The sequence below is a fragment of the Sedimenticola hydrogenitrophicus genome, assembly GCF_029017505.1.
Lineage (GTDB): Bacteria > Pseudomonadota > Gammaproteobacteria > Chromatiales > Chromatiaceae > Sedimenticola > Sedimenticola hydrogenitrophicus_A.
In genome coordinates this window covers 57,678-79,369 of the sequence record NZ_JAQGEI010000024.1, presented here as the reverse complement: position 1 = coordinate 79,369, position 21,692 = coordinate 57,678, and the positions used below count along the sequence as shown (strand labels likewise).

The 21,692-nt window shown below is 61.8% G+C and carries 20 protein-coding genes; 16 read left to right on the top strand and 4 right to left on the bottom strand.

The features are described from left to right. The first annotated feature begins 119 nt into the window (after positions 1–119). Entirely contained in the window at positions 120–1,133 is a 1,014-nt protein-coding gene (locus tag O9K64_RS15395) for an IS110 family transposase (protein ID WP_275098971.1), read from the top strand. Positions 1,134–1,532: 399 nt separating this feature from the next. Here O9K64_RS15395 and O9K64_RS15390 read toward each other — a convergent pair whose 3' ends face one another. From O9K64_RS15390 to O9K64_RS15380, 3 genes are all read right to left on the bottom strand, one after another. Continuing rightward, entirely contained in the window at positions 1,533–2,627 is a 1,095-nt protein-coding gene (locus tag O9K64_RS15390; RefSeq protein ID WP_275098970.1) for a M48 family metallopeptidase, read from the bottom strand. A gap of 141 nt (positions 2,628–2,768) precedes the next feature. Next, positions 2,769–3,101 carry a type II toxin-antitoxin system RelE/ParE family toxin gene (locus O9K64_RS15385; RefSeq protein WP_275098969.1) on the bottom strand — a complete coding sequence of 111 codons (333 nt, stop codon included), beginning with the start codon at positions 3,099–3,101 and terminating at the stop codon, positions 2,769–2,771. Between the two features lies 1 nt (position 3,102). Then, positions 3,103–3,372 (bottom strand): type II toxin-antitoxin system Phd/YefM family antitoxin, encoded by a 270-nt coding sequence (locus O9K64_RS15380; protein ID WP_275098968.1) that lies wholly within the window; start codon positions 3,370–3,372, stop codon positions 3,103–3,105. A 401-nt stretch (positions 3,373–3,773) separates the two neighbouring features. Between O9K64_RS15380 and O9K64_RS15375 the strand changes: the two genes are divergently transcribed. The 11 genes from O9K64_RS15375 (at position 3,774) to O9K64_RS15325 (ending at position 15,943) form a co-directional block, all read left to right on the top strand. After that, entirely contained in the window at positions 3,774–4,019 is a 246-nt protein-coding gene (locus tag O9K64_RS15375; protein WP_275098967.1) for a helix-turn-helix domain-containing protein, read from the top strand. A 17-nt stretch (positions 4,020–4,036) separates the two neighbouring features. Continuing rightward, positions 4,037–6,082, top strand: coding sequence for a hydrogenase 4 subunit B (hyfB, locus tag O9K64_RS15370; RefSeq protein WP_275098966.1), 2,046 nt, complete (start codon positions 4,037–4,039; stop codon positions 6,080–6,082). Beyond that, positions 6,067–7,032 carry a respiratory chain complex I subunit 1 family protein gene (locus tag O9K64_RS15365; RefSeq protein ID WP_275098965.1) on the top strand — a complete coding sequence of 322 codons (966 nt, stop codon included), beginning with the start codon at positions 6,067–6,069 and terminating at the stop codon, positions 7,030–7,032. The genes hyfB and O9K64_RS15365 overlap by 16 nt, the downstream gene beginning before the upstream one ends. Next, entirely contained in the window at positions 7,029–7,721 is a 693-nt protein-coding gene (locus O9K64_RS15360) for a formate hydrogenlyase (RefSeq protein ID WP_275098964.1), read from the top strand. The genes O9K64_RS15365 and O9K64_RS15360 overlap by 4 nt, the downstream gene beginning before the upstream one ends. Continuing rightward, a complete protein-coding gene (locus O9K64_RS15355; RefSeq protein WP_275098963.1) occupies positions 7,718–9,196 on the top strand; it encodes a hydrogenase 4 subunit F in 1,479 nt (492 codons plus the stop codon). Before O9K64_RS15360 ends, O9K64_RS15355 begins: the two co-directional genes overlap by 4 nt. Beyond that, on the top strand, positions 9,193–10,779 hold the full coding sequence (locus tag O9K64_RS15350) for an NADH-quinone oxidoreductase subunit C (RefSeq protein ID WP_275098962.1): 1,587 nt from the start codon (positions 9,193–9,195) through the stop codon (positions 10,777–10,779). Before O9K64_RS15355 ends, O9K64_RS15350 begins: the two co-directional genes overlap by 4 nt. Positions 10,780–10,781: 2 nt before the next feature. Beyond that, positions 10,782–11,303, top strand: coding sequence for an NADH-quinone oxidoreductase subunit B family protein (locus O9K64_RS15345; RefSeq protein ID WP_275098961.1), 522 nt, complete (start codon positions 10,782–10,784; stop codon positions 11,301–11,303). A 391-nt stretch (positions 11,304–11,694) separates the two neighbouring features. Then, positions 11,695–12,951, top strand: coding sequence for an EAL and HDOD domain-containing protein (locus O9K64_RS15340; protein WP_275098960.1), 1,257 nt, complete (start codon positions 11,695–11,697; stop codon positions 12,949–12,951). 331 nt (positions 12,952–13,282) lie between these two features. Beyond that, on the top strand, positions 13,283–14,167 hold the full coding sequence (locus O9K64_RS15335; RefSeq protein WP_275098959.1) for a dienelactone hydrolase family protein: 885 nt from the start codon (positions 13,283–13,285) through the stop codon (positions 14,165–14,167). A 151-nt stretch (positions 14,168–14,318) separates the two neighbouring features. After that, positions 14,319–14,552, top strand: a complete 234-nt coding sequence (locus O9K64_RS15330; RefSeq protein WP_275098958.1) for a hypothetical protein — start codon at positions 14,319–14,321, stop codon at positions 14,550–14,552. A 479-nt stretch (positions 14,553–15,031) separates the two neighbouring features. Next, positions 15,032–15,943: a mechanosensitive ion channel family protein gene (locus O9K64_RS15325; RefSeq protein WP_275098957.1), complete on the top strand. Its 912-nt coding sequence runs from the start codon at positions 15,032–15,034 to the stop codon at positions 15,941–15,943. 16 nt (positions 15,944–15,959) lie between these two features. Here the strand turns inward: O9K64_RS15325 and O9K64_RS15320 are convergent, their stop codons facing one another. After that, positions 15,960–16,631 (bottom strand): GntR family transcriptional regulator, encoded by a 672-nt coding sequence (locus O9K64_RS15320; protein ID WP_275098956.1) that lies wholly within the window; start codon positions 16,629–16,631, stop codon positions 15,960–15,962. Positions 16,632–17,069: 438 nt separating this feature from the next. On the opposite strand from O9K64_RS15320, the gene O9K64_RS15315 reads away from it, so the two are divergent. Genes O9K64_RS15315 through O9K64_RS15300 form a run of 4 tightly spaced genes read left to right on the top strand, consistent with a single transcriptional unit; the run spans position 17,070 to position 21,601 of the window. Next, positions 17,070–17,483 carry a cobalamin B12-binding domain-containing protein gene (locus O9K64_RS15315; RefSeq protein ID WP_275098955.1) on the top strand — a complete coding sequence of 138 codons (414 nt, stop codon included), beginning with the start codon at positions 17,070–17,072 and terminating at the stop codon, positions 17,481–17,483. Between the two features lie 11 nt (positions 17,484–17,494). After that, positions 17,495–18,928 (top strand): phenylacetate--CoA ligase family protein, encoded by a 1,434-nt coding sequence (locus O9K64_RS15310; RefSeq protein WP_275098954.1) that lies wholly within the window; start codon positions 17,495–17,497, stop codon positions 18,926–18,928. Continuing rightward, a complete protein-coding gene (meaB, locus tag O9K64_RS15305; protein WP_275098953.1) occupies positions 18,925–19,902 on the top strand; it encodes a methylmalonyl Co-A mutase-associated GTPase MeaB in 978 nt (325 codons plus the stop codon). Before O9K64_RS15310 ends, meaB begins: the two co-directional genes overlap by 4 nt. Then, a complete protein-coding gene (locus tag O9K64_RS15300; RefSeq protein WP_275098952.1) occupies positions 19,895–21,601 on the top strand; it encodes a methylmalonyl-CoA mutase family protein in 1,707 nt (568 codons plus the stop codon). Before meaB ends, O9K64_RS15300 begins: the two co-directional genes overlap by 8 nt. Positions 21,602–21,692: the final 91 nt, after the last annotated feature.

The window sequence follows — 21,692 nt, the reverse complement described above, 5'->3', positions numbered from 1 at the left end:
ATCCACTCACCTGATAATCCACTAAAGGGCTCTGATAATCCCCTAGCCGCCTCCTAAGCCAGGTGGTGTTTGTCAAAGGATGTGAAAGATGACAAACCATCTGAAAATAGGAGACGGCCATGACACTCTATAGCGGAATCGATCTTCACGCCAACAACAGCGTACTGTCAGTCCTGGATGACCGAGACCACGTGCTGTTCGAAAAGCGCCTGCCCAATAGTTTAGACCTCATTGTCGAGAGTTTGCAGCCGTACAAGGAGGATCTATTGGCCTGCGTGGTGGAATCCACCTATAACTGGTACTGGCTGGTGGACGGCCTGATGGATGCCGGCTTTGCGGTACGCCTGGCACACACCAGCGCCATTCCCCAGTATGCCGGACTCAAGCACAGCAACGATGAAACCGATGCTCGACACCTGGCGCATCTGCTACGCCTCGGCATACTGCCGGAAGGTTACATAATGCCCCGGGAGCAGCGGGCCGTGCGCGATCTTTTGCGCCGCCGCCTGCTGCTGGTGCATCAAAGAACCCTGCACCACTTGAGCGTACAAAGCCTGATTGCCCGCTATACCGGCAACCGGTTGTCGGCTAACCAGGTCAAAGCGCTGGATAGTACCCGGATCGATCAGCTGTTGCCGGAGCCCATTTGCCTCGGCGGCCAGATCACCATCCTGGCCATGCACTGGCTAGACAAGGCCATCGACAGGCTGGAGCGTGAGGTATTGAAACGGCTCAACGCCAACAAAGACTATGACTTGCTGACCAGCATACCGGGGGTGGGCAAGATACTCGCCCCCACCATCATCCTGGAGACTGGCAACATCCATCGTTTTTCCGGTGCGGGCCATTATGCGTCCTATGCCCGCAGCGTCAGCACCGAGAAGCTCAGTAATGGCAAACTCAAAGGCCGGGGCAACAAAAAGAACGGCAATAGGTATCTGGCCTGGGCCTTCATGGAGGCGGCCCACCATGCCGCCATCTGGAGCCCGGAGATCAGGCGCTTCTACGAGAGGCGCAAGGCCAAACGCCATATTCTGGTGGCCAAGAAGACGGTTGCCAACAAACTGACCAAGGCCTGTTATTACATGTTGACCCGGCAGGAACCGTTCGACGTGCACCGGGCCTTTGGCTAAGTCTTGCCGTGGCGGACGGCGGAAAAGGGGTTGGCATCAAGCCCGGAGGCTCTGATTGCCGCCGTCACGGCAACCTAAACATGCAGGGTTAACTGAAGCGCCTCACCGATGAGCTTGAAAAGGGTTGGCATCGAGAGATAGCCCGGGTTCTGTACGATATGAACTGGCCAGAGGTGGGCACTGTGAATTTTCTGGAGCAGCGATGCTTCTTGGGGCCGACAAAAGGATATTGCCGAGCCTAGATCCCGATGGGTGACTGGTGCGTTTCGTTATCGAATCAGCACAACCCGAAGAAAAGGCAGGCGCGCCTTGGTGTTCTGCATGATAATTACGGGGCGAAGAAGCTCACGGCTTCATACGCCCTGTTGACCGGAGGCGGCTAATGGGTGACCCCTTTAATTAATTTTCAACCACCCCACAATCACCCCAGTTACACTCCATTCTTACTTGCGTATCACCACATCCGATTGAGTAAATCTCACCATGATCAGAGTCTGGCTCTGACTCAAGTGATGCCAAAGCGCTGCCGTTTTGACAAAAGGTCTCATTTGCTACCCGTTCAGCTTCGAAGCCCCATTGACCTGTTAATCTCCTTATTGGCCTCGGTTTCGCAGCTATTGCACTCTGTCTCGAATCATATGCGGAATTAGTCTGTAGTGCATATCTCTCCTCTCCTTGCTCACTAACTTCCCCACCCTTTTCACCTTCTTTATCAATGAGGTTAGGCACTAAGGCTAGTTCGTTATGCTTCTTTATTTGGATTTCGTTGACGGCCTTCTCCATTGCCACGTACCGCTCTGGAGTGCTCGGATGAGTGCTGTTATAGCGAGAGACAATACTTCCGGGATTTTCTATGCCCATTCTTCGCCAAAAGTTCGGTGCACTCGTTATGTCATATCCAGCACGGGCAGCTAAATAGAGACCTAAATAATCAGATTCAAGCTCATATTCTTTCGAATAAGCTTTGCTAGCTACTTGGGTAAACGCCCCACCAGTGTCAACCCCACTGGCACCCAATATGAGGCCATCAATAATCGCTCCTAGAATTGTAGATGCGATTTTTTTATTTGAATGACTGAGGATGTTATGAGCCAGCTCATGACCAACCACAAGGGCAAGTTCGTCATCCGACTCAGTGAACTTCATTATTCCGGTGGATATATATACGGTTTTACCATCCGCGGCAGCGTTAATTTGTTCGCTATTAACTAATTTTACAGGATACCGACAGCTGATATCGAAGCTCCCTTTCACGCGGTTGCAGATATCATAGGCGTTTGCCTGTAGCTTTGCGGATATTCTACTCAACCTCGCCGCACGGTCAGCCTCTAGCTGCTTAGCAAGTCGAATTTGTTTAGCTCTTTCTGTGGTAACTTCTGAGTTAGAAACCTTCGCTGTTTGCAAAGTTTGGCAACCAGACAGCAGAAACAGCGAGAGCGAGATGACTACAAGATAGCTTGTATGTTGGGTATATTTTCGTGTCATTTGTTCCATCTACCCCAGTGCGCATCCATATTTCCCTTGAGAATCTACCACGCCAACCAAATCCCAGCAATTTCACCAGAGGGCAATAGAGCCAGGTCTTTCCATTTACCTTGACAGCCCCAAAAGACCAGAACACCCGCACTTTAACTATCAAACCACCAACCCCGGCTCGCCTTTCTGACCAGATCCGGGCACCCGCAACAGGCGCTCGCTACGCCACACCCGGACAATCCTCACCCGTTGCGGATCACGCCGGTACACGATCCGAAACGGCGGATGGATGAGCTCGCGCAGGAAGGGCTGATCGAATTCAGGCACCACCCGGCCCATGTCCGGATGATCGGCGAGGGGCTGGACGCGCTGAAAGACCTCCGCCAGCAGCCGCGCGCCGACCTCGGGCACCCCCTGTTCCGCATACCAGGCCCGCACCGCCTCCAGATCCTGCAGCGCGGACTCGGCAAAGCTGATGACCACCGAAGGCATGCTACTTCAGGCCGAGCCGGGCCCTGGCCTCGTCGAGGGAGATTTCGCGCCCCGCTTCCAAATCTGCCAGCCCGGCTACAACAGCACGCATGAAGTCACGCTCCTCCTCGGCTTTTTCATAATCGCTTACCGACTGAACCACGGCGACCCCCCGGCCCCGGCTGGTGAGCAGCACCGGCCGGTGCACCTCGGTGGTGTGCTTCACCACACGCCCCGGGTTCACTTTCAGGTCGGTCAGGGGAACCAGATCCTCGGAAAATTTGATGGTCATGATCATCTCCACAGGTCCGTTTAACAGGTCTTAATATAGCACCTTATATAAGACCTATGAAGCGGTTGTTTTGTCTGAATTGACTCGAATTAATGTGACCGTAAGGCGCGCAGCCACCGATGGGCGAATCCAGGGCGGCGTTGTGCCGAGCGGCCCCGGATTCCGCCGCTGTGGGCGCGAGCCTTTAATCCTGTTGGGGGAATAGCGGCTTCATCCGGGCTACGGTGCGTGCGGTTTGACGCATTGCCTACTCCACAAGGCCATCGCCATCGAGGCTCGGGGGTTGATAATCCACAAATTCCAGTGATATATTAAACATGCATATATGTATCTTAGACATGGTTAGTAATATCTAATAGTACATTAAAGATATTTACAGCATAAATAATGAGTATTTCCCTATGATTACCTCCGCGCAGATGAAAGCGGCACGCGCCCTGTTGGGCATGGACCAGAAGAAGCTGGCCCAGGCGTGCGGCCTCTCGGTACCCACCATCCAGCGGATGGAGGCGAGCCAGGGCAATGTCCGCGGCAATGTCGAGTCGCTGGTCAGGGTGATCGATGCACTGGAGGCGGCGGGGGCGATATTGATTTCCGAAGGCATGGTCAGTGACACCGGCGGGCGCGGTGTACGTCTCAAATTCTGAATCGGGATGCCGGTGCTATGAGTGAGTTCTCTTCCACCCTGCTGACAGCCGTTTCCTTCGGCCTGCTGTTCGCAGCGGCCCTGGCTTCCATGCTGGTCGGGCGCAGGCGTTTGTGGATTACCTGGCTGGTATTTCCGCTGATGGGTTTCGCCGGACTGGCGGCCCTGCTGGCGGCGGGCGTCGTGCTGCTGGGCAATCCCGGATTCGACAGCACGCTGCCGCTCGGCCTGCCCTGGCTGCCCTGGCACCTGCGCATGGACGGTCTATCGGCGTTTTTCCTGGCGCTGATCGGCATCGGCACCATCACCAGCAGCCTGTTCGGTCCCGGCTATGTGCGCGAGTATCTGCGCGGCCCCTATCCACTGGGGCTGTTGGGGTTGATGACCTCGCTGTTCATCATCGGCATGGAGCTGGTGGTGCTGGCCGACGATGCGTTCTCCTTCATGATCGCCTGGGAGCTGATGTCGGTCTCCAGTTATTTCCTGGTGGCCTACCAGCACCATCAGCCGGCCAATCGCCGGGCCGCCTTTCTCTACCTGCTGATGGCGCAGATAGGCGCGGTGCTGATACTGCTCAGTTTTGGCATTTTCGCTTCTTTTGGCGGCGCGTTCACCTTCGACGCGTTTCGCGCGATTCAACTTTCGCCGATCTGGGCCAGCGTCGCCTTCGGCCTCGGTCTGCTCGGTTTCGGCATGAAGGCCGGCATGTTCCCGGTGCACGCCTGGCTGCCGGAGGCGCATCCGGTGGCCCCGTCGCATATCTCGGCGTTGATGTCGGGGGTGATGCTGAAGGTGGCGATCTACGGTTTCGTGCGCCTGACCTTTGACCTGATCGGCACCCTGTACTGGAGCTGGGGGGTGGTGCTGCTGATCGTCGGCAGCGTCACCGCCCTGTTCGGGGTGCTCTACGCGCTGATGCAGAACGATGTCAAACGGCTGCTCGCCTACTCCTCGGTGGAGAATATCGGCATCATCTTCATCGGCCTGGGGCTGGCGGTGCTGTTCATCGGCGCCGGTTATCCCAAACTGGGGTCGCTGGGGCTGATCGCGGCGCTCTATCACGCGCTCAGTCACGCCCTGTTCAAGAGCCTGCTGTTCCTGGGCGCCGGCACCATTCTGCAACAGACCCACGAACATGACATGGGCAAGATGGGCGGGTTGATCCGGCGCATGCCCTGGACCGCTCTGTTTTTCCTCATCGGCTGTATCAGTATCTCGGCACTGCCGCCGTTCACCGGCTTTGTCTCGGAGTGGCTCACCTTCCAGACCGCGCTGCAGGCCACCATCCTGGAGAGCGGCGTGCTGCGCGCGGTGGTGCCGATCACCGCGGCGATGCTGGCGCTGACCGGGGCCCTGGCGGCCACCTGCTTCGTCAAGCTGTACGGCATCGTGTTTCTTGGCCAGCCGCGCTCGCGGCGGGTCAAACACGCCCGCGAAGGCACCTCCGGCATGTTGTGGGGCCAGGGCCTGCTGGCCGGGTTGTGCCTGCTCTTCGGCATCCTCGGGGCGCCGACGGTGGCCATCCTGAGCCGCGTGGTGGCGGGACTGACCGGCAGCCATGTCACCTCGGCGACCGCCCACGGCTGGCTCTGGCTGACGCCGGTGGCGCCGGAGGTGGCCAGCTACAGCGGGCCGATGGTGCTGTTCGGCGTCACCCTGGCCCTGCTCGCCTGGGGCGCGGTCTACCTGCTGCTGTGCAAACACCGCCGCCTGAAACCGATCCAGCGCGGACCGGCCTGGGGCTGTGGATTCGGTCGCCTCACCCCCAACATGCAGTACACCGGCACCGCGTTTGTGATGCCGATCCAGCAGATCTTCCGGCCGGTCTGGCGGGTGCATGAAGAGCAGCAACGTGAGCTGTCCACGGAACTGCGCAGTCACCCCACGCAACTGGGTTACCAGCTGCAGATAGAGGACATTACCTGGCGCTGGCTCTACCAGCCGGTAGTGAAGCTGATCCAGGCCAGCGCCCGCAAGGTCGGCCTGCTGCAGACCGGTAATCTCCGGCACTATCTTACCTATTCATTCGTGACCCTGGTGGTGTTGTTATGGTTGATTTCCTGAACCCTGCCGACTGGGTATTCGTCTGGCTGCAGACCTTGTTGTTCGTGCTCCTGGCGCCGCTGTTCTCGGGCTGGATCAAGTGGCTCAAGTGCCTGCTGCAGAACCGCCGCCCGCCGTCGCTGCTGCAGCCCTACCGGGATCTGCTGCGGCTGGTGCGCAAGGACGTGCTGCTGGCGGACAACGCCTCGGTGCTGTTCCGCGGCGCGCCCTACATCATTTGCGGCTGCACGGTGCTGGCCGCCTCGGTGGTGCCGCTGCTGGTCCTGCACCAGCCGATCAGCGCCATGGCGGACGTGATCGTGCTGGTCGGCCTGTTCGCCCTGGCGCGGTTTTTCCTGGCGCTGGCCGGCATGGATGTGGGCACGGCCTTCGGCGGCATGGGCTCATCCCGGGAGATGACCGTTTCCGCCCTGGCCGAGCCGGCCATGCTGATGGTGGTGTTCACGCTCTCCATGGTGGCCTCCAGCACCAACCTCTCGACCCTGGTCGAGCACGGGCTGCAGCAGCAGTCGGTATTGCGCCCCTCCATACTGTTCGCGCTGATTGCCCTGATCATGGTCGCGATCGCGGAAAACGCCCGCATACCGGTCGACAACCCCGCCACCCATCTGGAGCTGACCATGATCCACGAGGCGATGATCCTCGAATACAGTGGCCGGCACCTGGCCATGATGGAGCTGGCCTCGCAGCTCAAACTGACCACCTACGCGGTGTTGATTATCGATCTGTTCTTCCCCTGGGGTATCGCCCAGAGCGCCTCCGCTGCCGGCCTCGGGATGGCCGTGGTGGCGATCGCGGTGAAGCTGTCGCTGCTGGGGTTGCTGTTGGCCCTGGGTGAGACGGCGGTGGCCAAGATGCGGCTGTTCAAGGCCCCCACCTTCCTGGCGATGAGTTTCGCGCTGGCGATGATCGGCATGTTGAGCTTCGTTATCCTGGAGTCGTCGAAATGAGCGGTTTTCTCGACACCTATGCCTATCTGACGCTCACCGAACAGGCGATCTTGACCCTGGCCGCCATGGTCCTGGTCTCCTCTTTCGCCCTGCTGGCCCAGTCCCGGGTGGTGGCTACGATCAGGCTGTTCGCCCTGCAGGGCTTTCTGCTGGTGGTGGTCACCGCGCTGGTGGCGCTCAACACCCAGGAGTACCACCTGTTCTATTCCGCCGGGCTGACGCTGCTGCTCAAGGTCTGGTTCGTGCCCTGGCTGCTGACCCGCCAAGCGCGGCGGCTCGGCATCCTGCGCGACCTCGACAGCTTGCTGCGACCCGGGGTGGTGCTGATCGCGGCGGGGGCGCTGGTGATCTTCTGCTACAGCGTCGCGTTGCCGATCCAGCGCTTTGCCGAATCAATCACCCGCGACGCCATTGCCATCAGTCTGGCGGTGGTCATGCTGTCGATGTTGATGCTGATCACCCGGCGCAAGGCGATCACCCAGGTGGTCGGCTTCATGTCGATGGAGAACGGCCTCTTTTTTGGCGCCGTGACCGCCACCCAGGGCATGCCGATGGTGGTGGAACTGGGGGTCGCCTTTGACGTGCTGATCGCCGCCGTGGTGTTCGGCGTCTTTTTCTTCCATATCCGTGACAGCATCGAGTCCCTGGACGTGGACATGCTCAACCAGCTGACGGAGGTGGACGAATGAGTGCGCTGTTCTGGACGCTGCTCACGCCGCTGGCCGGCGGCCTGCTGCTGGCGCTGATCCCCGGGACCCGGCTGGCCGCGCGGCTGAATATCCTGATCAGCCTGGCCGGTTTTCTGTTCTCGATCTGGCTGGCCAATGCGGTACTCCGCCAGGGGGCGCTGGACAATCAATATTTCTATATCGATGCCTTCAACGTCTACCTGGTGGCACTGACCAATCTGGTCAGTTTCACCACCTCGGTCTTCTCCCGCACCTACATGCTGCACGAGTTCGAGATCGGCCGGGTCTCGGAACGCCAGATGCGCCTCTATCACGCCAGCTTCCAGGCCTTCATGTTCACCATGCTGCTGGCGCTGACGACCAATAATCTCGGCGTGCTCTGGGTGGCCCTGGAAGGAGCCACCCTGGCCACGGTGCTGCTGGTGAGTCTCTACCGCACCCCGGCCTCGGTGGAGGCGGCCTGGAAGTACTTCATCCTCTGCGGTGTCGGTATCGCCCAGGCGCTGTTCGGTACCGTGCTGATCTACCTGGCGGCCGCCAAGGTGGTGGATGGGCCGGATCAGGCACTGCTGTGGAGTTCGCTGATCCGCCACGCCACGGAGCTGGAACCCACGGTGATGGGCATCGCCTTTGTCTTTCTGCTGGTCGGCTATGGCACCAAGATCGGCCTGGTGCCGCTGCATAACTGGCTTCCCGACGCCCATTCGGAGGGTCCGACGCCGATGTCCGCGGTACTCTCGGGCTTGCTGCTCAACGTCGCGCTGTACGCCGTGGTCAGGGTCAAGGTGCTGGTGGACGGGGCACTCGCGGGCGGTGGCGAGCATGCCCCCCAGCTGGCGGGCTACCTGATGATGAGTTTCGGCCTGCTGTCGTTTATCGTCGCCGGCCTGTTCCTGCATCGCCAACGCGATATCAAGCGCCTGTTCAGCTACTCCTCCATCGAGCACATGGGGCTGATGACCTTCGCCTTTGGGCTGGGCGGCCCGCTGGCCACGTTCGGGGCCTTGCTGCACATGACGGTGCACTCGTTGACCAAGTCCGCGATCTTCGTCACCGTTGGCCAGGCCAGCCAACTCTCGGGCACCCAGTCCATCGACCACATCCGCGGCGTGATCCAGACCCAGCCGGCGGTGGGCTGGGGATTGCTGATCGGCACCCTGGCGATTGCCGGTTTTCCGCCGTTCGGCGTGTTCACCAGCGAGTTCCTGCTGCTCAGCGCCACCATGCAGACCCTGCCCTGGCTGACCATCCCCCTGCTGGTCGGTCTCGGAATCGCCTTTGCCGGCCTGTTTCGCCACCTCCATCCCATGGTCTTCGGCAACCGGCCGGAGGGCCTGATGCCGATCAAGGCGACCGTCTGGCCGGTGGTACTGCACCTGGCCCTGGTGTTGTGGCTGGGCCTCTCGATTCCCGATTTTCTGGCGCACTGGTTTGACCAGGCGACCATCCTGATTTCAGGGAGCGGACTGTTATGAGCGAAGCCTGGCTGAACGAGATACAACAGCAGTTCGCGGCGACGGGCATCGAGACAGTCGAGCACCACCCGGCGCGTCTGTTGCCGGCCCGGCAACTTGAGATCGCGCCGCACGCCTGGGTCCCCGCCACGGCACTCTGCAGGCAGTGCGCCATGCGCTGGGCCGCCTTCTGGGTGCGCGAGACCGGGTCGGGGCTTGAGGCCTTCAGCTGCCTGGAGAAGGGCGGCGGCTATCTGATCCTGTCGACCCGCCTGGGCGAACAGCAGCCGCTGGAGTCGATCGCCCACCTCTATCCGGCGGCCGACCGGCCGCAGCGGCATGCCCACGACCTGTTCGGCATTGCGTTCGAGGGGCAGTGCGACAGCCGCCGCTGGACCCGTCACCAGGCCTGGCGGGAGGACGACTTCCCGCTACGCGGCGACGGGCAGACCACCAAACCCCCAGCCCCGACGCCGGCCCCGACGCCGGCGGACGACAGCTACCCCTTCGTTCAGGCCAGCGGCAGCGCGGTCTACGAGATTGCCGTGGGGCCGGTGCATGCCGGCATCATCGAGCCCGGCCATTTCCGCTTTCAGGCCGTGGGCGAGACGGTGATCAATCTGGAAAAGCACCTGGGTTATGTCCACAAGGGGATCGAAAAACTGGCGCGGGGACGCGACCTGGACGGACTGGCCCGCCTCGCCGGCCGGGTCTCCGGCGATTCCACCGTGGCCCACAGCTGGGCGGCCTGCCAGGCGGCGGAGCGGGTCCTGGGGGTCGAGCCCCCACCCCGGGCCCAGCTGCTGCGCGCCATCATGGCGGAACGGGAACGGGTGGCCAACCACCTGGGCGACATCGGCGCCATCTGCAATGATGTGGGCTTTGCCTTCCCCCACTATCAACTGAGCCGCCTGAAGGAGCGGCTGGTGCGGGATAACGCCCTGCTGTTCGGCCATCGCTTGATGATGGACCGGATCGTTCCCGGCGGGGTCGCGATCGACATCGACAGTCAGGGGGCGGATCACATGTTCGCCTGCACCCAGGAGCTGGAATCCGAGGTGGCCAGGCTGATCGAGATCATCGAGCGCTCGGAGTCCCTGGAGGACCGGTTGATGACCACCGGGCGGCTGACCCCGGAGTGGGCCGCCGAGCTGGGCTGCCTGGGTTATGTGGGGCGCGCCTCCGGGTGTGATTTCGATGTCCGCCGGGACGCCCCCTACGCCCCCTACCACCGGGTGGAGGTGGCGGTGCCGGGGTACCGCGCGGGCGATGTGGCGGCCAGGGCCAAGATCCGCGCCGATGAAATCGGCATCTCCCTGGGGTTGATGCGGCGTTTTGTCGAGTTACTGGAGCCGGGCGAACACCGGCTGCCGATGCCCCAGGGCCGCGGCGGCGAGGGCTTGGGAATTGTCGATGGCTGGCGTGGCGAGATCATCAGCTACCTGGCGCTGGACGCCGATGGGCGGGTGGAACGCTTCTTCCCGCGCGACCCGAGCTGGCTCAACTGGCCGGCGCTGGAGCAGCTGATCCAGGGCAACATCGTCCCCGACTTTCCGGTTTGCAATAAATCGATCAACGGCTCCTACTCGGGGCAGGATCTATAGTCATGTTGGGTATGTTCCATAAAATCTTCAAAACCGGGCTGGTCACCGAGGAGCCGGCAAGCGACGCGGAGATCGAGCAGCTGGCCCCGGAGCTGAAACGGATGGTCGACAAGCAGTTTCGCGGCAGCTTGGCGATCCGCATGGTGGACGCCGGCTCCTGCAACGGCTGCGAACTGGAGATCCATGCCCTCAACAACCCCTACTACGCCATCGAACGCTATGGCGTGCACTTCGTCGCCTCGCCCCGCCATGCCGACGCACTGCTGGTGACCGGCCCGGTGTCACGACACATGGAGGCGGCGCTGATCGCCACCTACGAGGCGATGGCCAAACCGTGTTACGTCATCGCCAGTGGCGATTGCGCCTGCAACGGTGGCGAATTCGGGGTCAATTACGCCTCCTGCGGGGCGGTCGAAAATGTACTGCCTGTTGATCTGAAGATCCCCGGCTGCCCCCCTTCGCCGGCCCAGTTGACACGCGGTCTGTTAATCCTGATGGGACAACGGGAACCGGTGCAACGCTAACCCTGATGTTGTGGCCGGTGTGGGGTGCAATCGAAAGTGTTGGTCAGTAGTACTGAGGGTGGATAAGCTTGCGCATGCCATCCTCAGGTCCGTAATCGGTACATCCATGTACCACTCCTCACCGTAGCAATGGTGGATGCGCCTACCGGCTTATCCACCCTACGGGCTGAATCCGTAAATAACCGTTTTTTTCGGTTGCCAAATAAGCTGACCAACACTTTCGATTGCACCCGTCGGTGTGATTCACATCACATTTATGGCAATCAGCGGTATATACTGTGCCCTGCGTTCTTTCCGCCGGCAGGTCAAAAAACCACCCGTCGTTCGCCAAGCGCTTGGTTTACAAGCAATAAGCAATCAGTAGTGATTGTTTCCGTTCAGGATCAACCGTATGCCAGACCAGACCCAGGACAGCATCTATTCGGATATCTTTTTTGCCCGGCAACCGATCTTCGACCGTGGCGGCTCGATCTGGGGATACGAGTTGTTGTATCGCAAGAGTGCCGACTGCCGCACGGCGCAGATTGACGACTACGACCTGGCCACCGCCTGTGTCGCCACCGCCGGCCTGGTCTGCCCCGACACCGATTTCAAGCCGTCCAAGCGGATCTTCATCAACTACACCGAAAAACTGCTGCTTAACGGCGCCCCCAAGGGCCTGCCCCCCGGGATTACCGTGGTCGAGGTGTTGGAATCGGTGACCGCCAGTCCCGAAGTGATCAAGGCGATCATCGAGCTGAAGCAGGAGGGCTACCTGATCGCCATTGACGATTTCCGCGGTGAAGCCAGCCTGTCGCTGTTGATGGAGTATGCCGACATCATCAAGATCGATCTGCTGGGGCTGGAGTTGGAACAGATCGCCGCGCTGATCGCCCAGGTGCCGGATCGGGTGCTCACCCTGGCGGAGAAGGTCGAAAACCCGGCCCATGTCCCCCATTTGCAGGAGATGGGCTTTGATCTGTTTCAGGGGTACTTTTTTGCCCATCCCCAGACCATTTCAGGCAAAAAACTGTCGACCACCAGTTTCTCCAAGCTCAAGACCCTGACGTTACTGGAACAGCAGAATGCCACCCCCCAGGACTACACCCGACTGATCGAACGCGATCCCAGTATCGCCTTCCGGCTGCTGCGACTGCTCAATTCGGCGGCCTTCTGCTTTTCGGTGAAGATCAAATCGATCCAGCATGCCATCTCCCTGCTCGGGATGATGCGGCTCAAATACTGGCTGCGGATGGTGGTGTTGTCGGATGTGGGGGCCCGCAATATCACCCCGGAGCTGTATCGCATGTCCATCGTGCGGGCACGTTTCTTCGAGCGGTTGCTCGCCGAAGACCCGGACCGCAAAGAGCTGGAGTCGGACAGCCTGTTCCTGTTCGGCCTGCTGTCGCTGCTGGATGTGATGCTGGATGTCCGCATGGATCAGTTGCTGCCGATTCTGTCGTTGCAGGAACCGCTGGCCCGGGGGCTGGAAACCGGCCAGGGGCATTTCGGTCATTATCTGCAGCTGGCCATCGCCATTGAAACGGCCGACAGCGAGGCGATCAGCCGCCAGGCCCAGGTGTTGCGGATAGAGGAACACCTGATCTCAGGCGTCTGGCGCGACGCGATGCTGTGGGGCAATGAGGTCGAGCAACAGACCGAGGTTTAGGGTCGGAGAGGAACGCCACTTACTTAAGCCTGGAACCGCCGTCATCCCGGCGAAGGCCGGAGGAGTGGTGCAGGGATGCAGCGTTTACGGACCTGAGGATGGAATGATGCGGTTCGCAAGCTCACCGGCATCCTACACCTGTTATTTCTATCTTGGGCATTGTGGTTTGTAGTCCGTAGATGTATGCCTTGGATTTCAATAGGCGAATTCGCGTTCATTTGCGTTTATTCGCGGCTAAAAATATAAAGAACAGCCCAATTATAAATCACCAGACGAGCCACAAAAATAATCTGGTAAATAAAGCTGTAGTTCACTTGGAGGAAAACAACACATGAGAACCGTCATCATCGGCGCGGCACTGCTCGCCCTGAGCCTGAATCTCGCGGCGCAGGAATATACTCCCGCCCAAAACCCCGTCGGCCCCGAAAGTTGGTGGTGGGATGAGCAGTGGTGGGAGGAAGGTCAGATCCCCAATCCCGATAACCACCCGGTGCGGGTCGAGTGGATCGAATACCCCAGCGGCGATGCCACGGTCCCCGCCCTGGTCGCCCGCCCCGATGACGACCGACCCTATCCCGCCGTGCTCTACCAACACGGGCGGCGCGGACTGGATGAACTGGTGCAGCGCCAGGTCAAGCGCATCGCCGCGCGCGGCTTCGTGGTGTTGGCGCCGGACGTCTACAGCGCCCACTTCATCGAGAAGCTGCCGATCGAGCACGATTATGTCGTGGAACAGGATGTGAGCCTCGGCCTCGACCAGCTGCTGGCGCGCCCCGACGTCTCCACCAGCCGGGCCTGTCTGGTGTCGCACACCCGCGGCGGCTACATGACGCTGAAGGCGGCCACCACCCACAAGCGACAGTCGGATGCGGCCGCTTGCTACGTCTCCTGGTATCCCCACTTGCAGGATCCCAATGCCCCGGAGCCGATGCAGGTCTATCGCTATGCAGCGGAGATCGACCAGTTGCTGTTGCCGACGCTGATCTTTATCGGTGAGCAGGAGCAGTACCAGCGCCGCCGCAGTATCGAAACGGCCGTCGCCTCGCTGACCGCCGCGGGACGTCGGGTGCAACTGGTGGTCTATCCCGGGGTCGGCCGCGGTTTTGACTTTCGCCCGCCCCATGTGCGCACCCTGGCCGATGACCTGGCCGCCCAGGATGCCGTGCAACGGGCGGCGCGGTTCATGCGCGCAACCCTCGCACCCTATCAGAAGTAAGTGCACCATTCGATGGGCGACGGTGGGCCGTCCTGAATTTTTTTGCCCATAACTGTTCTATATATTTATGACGGGCATAAAATTTAATCTGCTCAGGCTCATTTGAGCCCCGTATCCAACTTTATCGGGGCAGGCATCAGAGGAGGTGAATATGTTTCGGCTCAGCATAATCATGCTATTGACGGCGGCCCTCGTGGGGCTCGGCCCGAGCGCCTGTTCGACAAAGGAGGTGGTCGGCGGGGCGGCAATCGGCGGCGCCGCCTACGAGTACTCGAACAAACGCGCCATGGACGCGCTCAAAGAAGATTACGAGGCCGGGCGCATCAACAATACCGAGTACGAACGGCGCAAGAAGGAGATCGAGGGGCGCTCACTGGTGTACTGAACGGAGCCCAAGCGACGCTCATTCCCTGTTGCAGCACCGTGTGGTGGGGCCGATTCCAGCCGGAGCGGAACCGCCCCGACCACCCGTGGCGGCGGGGTTGCCGTTGCGCCAACCCTTGCGTAATTTCGTCTCCAGCGCCTTTTGCGGGAGCCCGCGATGCAACAGGAATTTGATGTGGTGATCGTCGGACGGGCAATCGCCAAACCGGCCTGTCATGGACGCTATCGGAGCCTCGATCTCTCCGCACCTGGCTGATCCCGGGTAGTGGAGAACCGCCCGTTACGCGAATTGAATGTGGTTTGAGGAAGGATCGCCCATAGCAGAACCGCTTGACCCCCGCTGCCCGCTTTACACTCTTTGACCCCGTCGTATACTCCATCCTACCCCTCCTCTCACGAAGGGATTCCGAAAACCCGTCCGCGCGGGTTAAAAAATCACTCCCGGCGGGCCCCCCGTCGCGGACAAAGGGAGACGAGATCATGGAGAACCTGACCGAGTTTTTCGCCCTTATCGACTGGCGAAGCCTATTGCTCTACGGCGCACGGCTGCTGCTGGTGCTGCTCATCGCCTGGATCGCCTTCCTGCTGGTGCGCATCTCCCTGGGCCGCCTGGAACAGCACCTGGTAACGCGCAGCATGGAGCAGGGCGAGGTCCCCGGCGAGGCGCGCAAGCGGATGGAGACGCTGGTGCGGCTGATGCGCCAGGCGGTGCGCATCCTGCTCTGGGTGGTGGTGATCCTGATCCTGTTGCGTGAACTGAATATCGAAGTGGCGCCGCTGCTGGCCAGCGTCGGTATCGCCGGCCTGGCCATCGGCTTCGGCGCGCAGAACCTGGTGCGGGATGTGATCTCGGGCTTCTTCATGATCCTGGAGAACCAGGTGCGGGTCGGCGACGTGGCGACGATCAACGGCACCGGCGGCCTGGTGGAGCAGGTGAACTTCCGCACCATCGTGCTGCGGGATCTCTCCGGGGTGGTGCACATCATCCCCAACGGCAGCATCACCAGCATGTCCAACATGACCAGCGAGTGGTCGGCCTATGTGATGGATATCGGGGTCGCCTACAAGGAGGACCCGGACCGGGTGATGGAGGTGATGCGCCGGGTGGGCGTGGAATTGCGTCGGGATCCCTACTTCAAGGCGCTCATCATCGACGATCTGGAGGTGTTCGGCGTCGACCAGTTCGCGGACTCGGCGGTGGTGATCAAGGCGCGCCTGAAGACCCTGCCGATCAAGCAGTGGGAGGTGGGACGGGAGTTCCGGCGGCGCCTCAAGCTCGCCTTCGATGCCGAGGCCATCGAGATCCCCTTTCCCCACCGCACGCTCTATTTCGGCGCCGAAGAGAGCCCCCTGGCGGAAAAGCTGCTACGGGACCGCAACGGCGTGGCATGACCCCCGTTTCGGGGGATCACTGACCGCGAGGCTCGGACGAGGCAGGCAGGATACCGGTCCGCCTGGCGGCCTCCACCAGATGGCTGTACATCAATTCCGCGGCGCTGTCGGCATCGCCGCGAATCATGGCGTTGAGGATCTGCCCATGCTCCTGCCAGACCTTGATCGACATGCCCGGATGGCGCAGGACCTCGCCCATGGCGCGGCGCAGGTGCAGCCAGTATAGGCGCATCGTCTCGCTGATGATCTGATTGCCGGACAGCTCATAGATGAAGGAGTGGAAATCCATGTCCGCCTGCAGGCAGGCCCCGGCATCGCCCGCCATCGCCCTGTTGCGGCCATGCTCCACCAGCGACTGGCCCTGCACGATCAATTGCGGCGTGAGCCTGCGGGTGGCCAGGCGCACCGCGAGCGGTTCCACGGCCGAGCGGAACTCGTAGATTTCGCGGAAAAACGACGTGCCGACCTCGCTGACCATCAACCCGCGTTTCCCGGTCTGCACCAGAAAACCCTGTGCCTTGAGCAACACCAGCGCGTGGGTCACCGGTTGCCGCGACACATCGAGCCGCGCCGCAATGTCTTCCTGGGTCAGCCTCTCACCGGGTTTGAACTTGCCGTTGCAAATCGCGTCGAGGATCACCTCATAGGTCTGATCGACCAGGTTCTTGGCGGGTTTGAGCGATTCCAATTCCGATCTCCCATATTGAGACAGCATACAAACATTTCCAGTAACTACTCACCCGGTCTGTAAGTGATTGGCCTGCCTTGTTGGCCGATCTTGATGGCGCCTCGAATCCGGCCCCGTTTTCAGATTCAAGCCTGCCCTTGTTTGAGCGAAGCGAGTTTGGGCAGGCGCTGAAAATGGGGCCGGATTCGAGGAGATAAGCCATCGTGTGAGGCCGGCAAGGCAGGCCAATCCTCCGTGAGCATTGGCGAGGAGTGGTACATGGATGTACCGTTTACGGACCTGAGGATGGCATGCGCCTACCGGCTTATCCACACTACATCCATACCCCGTGAGTAGTTACCATTCCCATATTTATTGGCACATTGACAGAGTAGCAACTTATTCATATTCTGTATACTGAATTCAGTACTCTGTATTCGCTTATGGAGGAGAAGGGACATGACTGAAACAGGGCCGATCCGGATGCTGTTGGCAAAGGTGGGGCTGGACGGACATGACCGGGGCGTGAAAGTGGTCGCCCGGACACTCCGGGATGCCGGGATGGACGTGATCTATTCGGGCCTGCACCGCACCCCCGAGGAGGTGGTCACCGCCGCGGTGCAGGAGGATGTGGACGTGTTGGGCGTCAGCTTGCTCTCGGGCACGCAGCTGACGGTGTTTCCCAGGATCTTTGCCCTGCTCGGCCAGTACGGGGCTGGGGATATGATCGTCGTGGCCGGCGGCGTGATGCCCGACGAGGACGTGGCCGCCATCAAGGCGATGGGGGTGCGCGCCGTGCTGCTGCAGGACACCCCGCCGGAAACCATTGTCACCACGTTGCGCCGGCTGGTGGCCGAGCGCGGCGCACGCTGAGGGTGGCCGCCATGGAATCCTGGTCTTTCCCGCCCGCCTACGATGCCTCCTATCTCCCCCCGGAGAACAGCCGCTACTGGTTCCCCCGGCGCGAAACGATGCCCGCCGCCGAACGCGAGGCGGCGATCCTCGGGCGGCTGCAACAGGTGTGCCGCTACGCCTGGGAGCACGCGCCCTTCTACCGCCGCCTGTGGGACGAGGCCGGGTTTCACCCCGACCATCTGCGCAGCCTGGAGGATTTCGAAACCCGGGTCCCGGTGGTCACCAAGCAGGACCTGCGGGAATCGCAGGCCGCCCACCCGCCCTTCGGCGATTACCTCTGCATCCCCGACGCCGAAATATTCCATATCCACGGCACCAGCGGCACCACCGGGCGCCCCACCGCGTTCGCCATCGGCCGCGCCGACTGGCAGGCGATCGCCAATGCCCATGCACGGGTCATGTGGGCGATGGGGGTGCGCCCGGGCGATACGCTCTGCATCGCCGCGATCTTCAGCCTCTACATGGGTAGTTGGGGTGCCCTGGCGGGCGCCGAGCGGCTGGGCGCGAAGGCGTTTCCGTTCGGAGCCGGGGCGGCTGGCATGACCGCCCGTTGCGCGCAATGGCTCGATGCGCTGAAGCCGACCGGTTTTTACGGCACGCCCACCTATGCCTTGCATCTGGCGCAGACGGCCAGCGACGAGGGACTGGACCCGCGCGACTTCGGTCTGCGCTACATGATCTTCTCCGGCGAGCCCGGGGCCTCCATCCCCAGCGTGCGCCAGCGGCTCGAAGCACTGTATGGCGCCAGGGTGTTCGATTCCGGATCGATGGCGGAGATGACGCCCTGGATGAATGTCGCCGGGTCGGCGGAAACAGCGGGGATGCTCTGCTGGCAGGATGTGGTCTATACCGAGGTCTGCGACCCGAAATCCCTGACCCGGGTCCCCTATGGCCAGCGCGGCACCCCGGTCTATACCCACCTCGAACGCACCTCGCAACCCATGATCCGCCTGCTGTCGGGTGACCTGACGCAGTGGGTCGATGGGGAGACCCCCTGTGGCCGCACCTACCCGCATCTGCCGAACGGCATTTTCGGCCGCATCGACGACATGTTCACGATCCGCGGTGAAAACGTCTATCCGAGCGAGATCGATGCGGCGCTCAATGAGACGCCGGGTTACGGCGGCGAGCATCGCATCATCATCACCCGCGATGCCACCATGGACGAGCTGTTGCTGCAGGTCGAATACGCCGGCGACATCGCCGCCGATCCCGCCGGGGCCGAGGCATTCCGCCAGGACGTGGCACGGCGGGTGCGGAAACTCCTGGGGCTGCGTACCCTCTCCGAGGTGATGCCGCAGGGCTCGCTGCCACGCACCGATTTCAAGGCCCGTCGGGTGATCGACGACCGCGCCATGTTCCACGAGGTGCGGACCCAGGCCGGGACGGGACGCGCCCCATGAGCTACATCCCCTCGGACATCCTGGCGGAGCGTGCCGCCAGGGGAGAATTGCAGGCCGTCGGGCGACTGATCTCCCGCGCCGAGGCGGGCGTGCCCGAGGTGCGCACCACCCTCGCCGCCATCTACCGGCGCACCGGCGCGGCGCATGTCATCGGCATTACCGGGGTGGCGGGCAGCGGCAAGTCGACGCTGGTGGCCGGGCTTGCCCTGCGCCTGCGCCAGGTCGGCGACAAGGTGGGGATTGTCGCCATCGACCCGTCGAGCCCCTATTCGGGCGGATCGATCCTGGGCGACCGTATCCGCATGAGCGAACTCGCCGCCGACCCCGGCATCTTCATCCGCTCCATGGCCACCCGTGGCGCGCTGGGGGGCATGGCACGCGCCACCCTCGAGGCGGTGGATATTCTCGATCTGGCGGGCTTCGATGCGATCATCATCGAAACCGTCGGGGTCGGTCAGGACGAGGTGGAGATCGCCCGCGCCTCGCATACCACTATCGTGGTGTCGGCTCCGGGACTGGGGGACGGGATCCAGGCGATCAAGGCCGGCACGCTGGAGATCGCCGATATCCACGTCGTCTCGAAATGCGACCGGAGCGATGCCAACCGCACCCTGATGGATCTCAAGCAGATGCTGATGCTGGGCCACGCCGCGGCCGCCTCCACCGACTGGCAAGTCCCGGTCATCGGCGTCAGCGCCTATTCCGGCGAGGGGATCGACGCACTGGTCACGGCCATCACACGGCATCGCGCCGTGGCCTTCCGGAGTGCGGCAGGCCAGACGCGACGCCTGGCGATCGCCGATTTCCGGCTGCGAAAAACCGCTGAAAACCTGCTGGCCGAACGCTTCGCGGCGGTGGCGGCCGAGGGTGCCCCACCGCTTGCACGCCGGCTCGCCGATCGCGATGCGGGCCCTTACACACTGGCACGGGAACTCGTCGCCAACCTCCTTGCGTGGGAATCCAAACATGAATGAGCGTCAGCGCACTCCGAACATCTCCGCTCAGGCCGCCGAGCAGATCCGCCGCGAGGTGGAGCAGTGGGAGGCCGACGAGGTCAGCCGTTTCATGGCGCGCCGGCCCGAGCGAAAAGAGCGGTTTTTCACCCTGGGCGATTTTCCGGTCAAACGCGTCTACACCGCCGCCGATCTGGCCGGTACGCAGGTCGAGGCGATCGGGCTGCCGGGCCGCTACCCGTTCACCCGCGGCCCCTACCCGACCATGTACCGCTCGCGGCCCTGGACCATGCGCCAGATCGCCGGATTCGGTACCGGCGAGGATACCAACCGGCGCTTCAAATACCTGATCGCACAGGGGCAGACCGGCATCTCCACCGATTTCGATATGCCGACCCTGATGGGCTATGACAGCGACCACCCGATGAGTGAGGGCGAGGTGGGCCGCGAAGGCGTGGCGATCGACACCCTCGCCGACATGGAGGCGCTGTTTGACGGTATCGATCTTGAACACATCTCGGTCTCCATGACCATCAATCCCACGGCCTGGATCCTGCTGGCCATGTATATCGTGCTGGCCGAAGAGCGCGGTTATGACCTCAACAAGCTGTCCGGCACCGTGCAGGCCGATATCCTCAAGGAGTACATGGCGCAGAAGGAGTACATCTTCCCGATCGCGCCCTCGGTGCGCATCGTGCGCGACTGCATCACCTACTGCGCCAGGCATCTGGCGCGTTATAACCCGATCAACATCTCCGGCTACCACATCTCCGAGGCCGGCGCCTCGCCGCTGCAGGAGGCGGCCTTCACCCTGGCCAATCTCATCGTCTATGTCGAGGAGGTGCTGGAGACCGGCCTGGAGATCGACGAGTTCGCCCCGCGACTGGCGTTCTTCTTCGTCTGCCAGGTCGATTTCTTCGAGGAGATCGCCAAGTTCCGCGCGCTCCGGCGCTGCTATGCCAGGATCATGAAGGAGCGCTTCGGCGCGCAAAAGCCGGAGTCCATGCGCCTGCGTTTCCACTGCCAGACGGCGGCCGCCTCGCTGACCAAGCCGCAATACATGGTCAATGTCGTGCGCACCTCGCTGCAGGCATTGGCGGCCGTGCTGGGCGGCTGCCAGTCGCTGCACACCAACGGTTATGACGAGGCCTTCGCCATACCGACCGAGGAGGCGATGCGCCTGGCACTGCGCACCCAGCAGGTGATCGCCGAGGAGTCCAACGTCACCCAGGTCATCGACCCGCTGGGCGGCAGCTACTACCTGGAGACACTGACCAACGACTACGAAAGAGGGATATTCGAGATCCTCGCCGAAGTCGAGGAGCGCGGCGGCACCCTGCAGCTCATCCAGGAGGGGTGGTTCCAGCGCCAGATCGCCGACTTCGCCTATGAAACCGCCCTGCGCAAGCAGTCGGGAGAGAAACCGGTGATCGGCATAAACCGCTTTGTCGATGACACGCCCGATGCACATATCCACACCCACCCCTACGATCAGAGCACCGCCGACCGGCAGATTGCACGCACCCGCCGGGTACGCGCGCAACGTGACCAGGCAATGGTCGACCGATTGCTGGCACAGCTGGTGGAAACGGCCAAGGATCCCTCGGTCAATATCCTGCCGATGACGATCGAGCTGGTCCGGGCGGGGGCGACCATGGGCGATATCGTCGAGACCCTGAAAACCGTCTGGGGTACCTACCGGGAGACCCCGGTATTCTAGGGGCTCGCGCAAGGCGTCATGGCCCGGAGGTCGCTGATCGCCGCACTCTGGTGTCGGCTTGAATGTTGCAACACCCATCTGCCCCCTATCA